The 1,067-nt window shown below is 49.5% G+C and carries 1 protein-coding gene; it reads right to left on the bottom strand.

Annotated features, from left to right (window positions below; genetic code table 11):
- Positions 1 to 670: PAS domain-containing protein (locus tag VZ95_RS20720; RefSeq protein WP_045777552.1), on the bottom strand; the 670-nt coding region annotated here is incomplete at its 3' end.
- Positions 671 to 1,067 lie beyond the last annotated feature (397 nt).

Raw genomic sequence — 1,067 nt, 5'->3', positions numbered from 1 at the left:
GGATCCAAACCGCCCGGCCGCCTTTGGCGAGGCGCTTATATTCCGCCGACAGAAATTCGCCCCGGCTGAGCTTGGTCCAAAAACTCTGATAGTCGGACGATTTGGCATACTCGGGCTCGATGAGACGCTGGTGATGCTGGCCTTGTAACTCCTCCAGGCGATATCCGAAGATGCTGAGAAAATTGGCATTGGCGGCCAGAATCTTCCCCTCAAGGGAAAATTCGATCACCGCCTGGGACCGCCCGATGGCATCGATTTGCCCGCTATAATCGGCGGCCTGCTGCTTCTGGGCGGTGATATCGGTGGCGATTTTGACGAGTTTAACCAGCTTACCAGTACGATTGCGCACGGGATTATAACTTGCCTGCAACCAGACTTCACGGCCACCTTTGCCGAGGCGCATATATTCGGCTTGTTGAAAAATTCCATTCCGAAGGTTTTTCCAGAATTCAGCATACTCATTGCTTTTAGTGTAATGAGAGGGCACGAAAATATTGTGGTGCTTTCCCTTAATCTCCTCAAGCCGATACCCGAGGGTCTTTAGAAAATTCGCATTGGCGGTTAAAATTGTACCGTCTAAATCAAACTCGATCAGGGCTTGAGACTGATGGAACGCATCGAGAATTGCGGCCTCTGGATTGCGCCCGAGGCCCGTAAAAAAAATAGCCATTTATGAGTTCCTGCACAATTCGGGATGATCGTGATAATAATTTGATTGCGCTTCTTTTCAAGAGGCGTAGGAAATAACTTAAAATAGATATCGATAATAACTGTTTCGAGTGTCTCTTAAATGCGATCGTATGTGTTTGACGTGTGTGGCTGCGCGAGTTTTCTCGATCACGGCTGTATCCCGCATAAATTTCGGCTGGTGCCGGGTGGTTAGCAACGCGAACACGGGACCGCGCCCCACATATTTCCTCAACCTCGGGAGCGACCCAGGGTTAAAGCGAGGTTTCGTATTTCGTGGGCTCTTACCTTCAGAATTTCTCATAGTTTATTCTATCCGTGGGCACAAAAAATTGTGTCCGCACGGATAGAATATCCTGCAAACCACGCGTTAGTGCGGG

The sequence above is a fragment of the Elstera litoralis genome, assembly GCF_000963705.1.
Lineage (GTDB): Bacteria > Pseudomonadota > Alphaproteobacteria > Elsterales > Elsteraceae > Elstera > Elstera litoralis.
The sequence above is the reverse complement of the archived record's forward strand: the minus strand, read 5'-3'. Positions and strand labels throughout refer to the sequence as shown.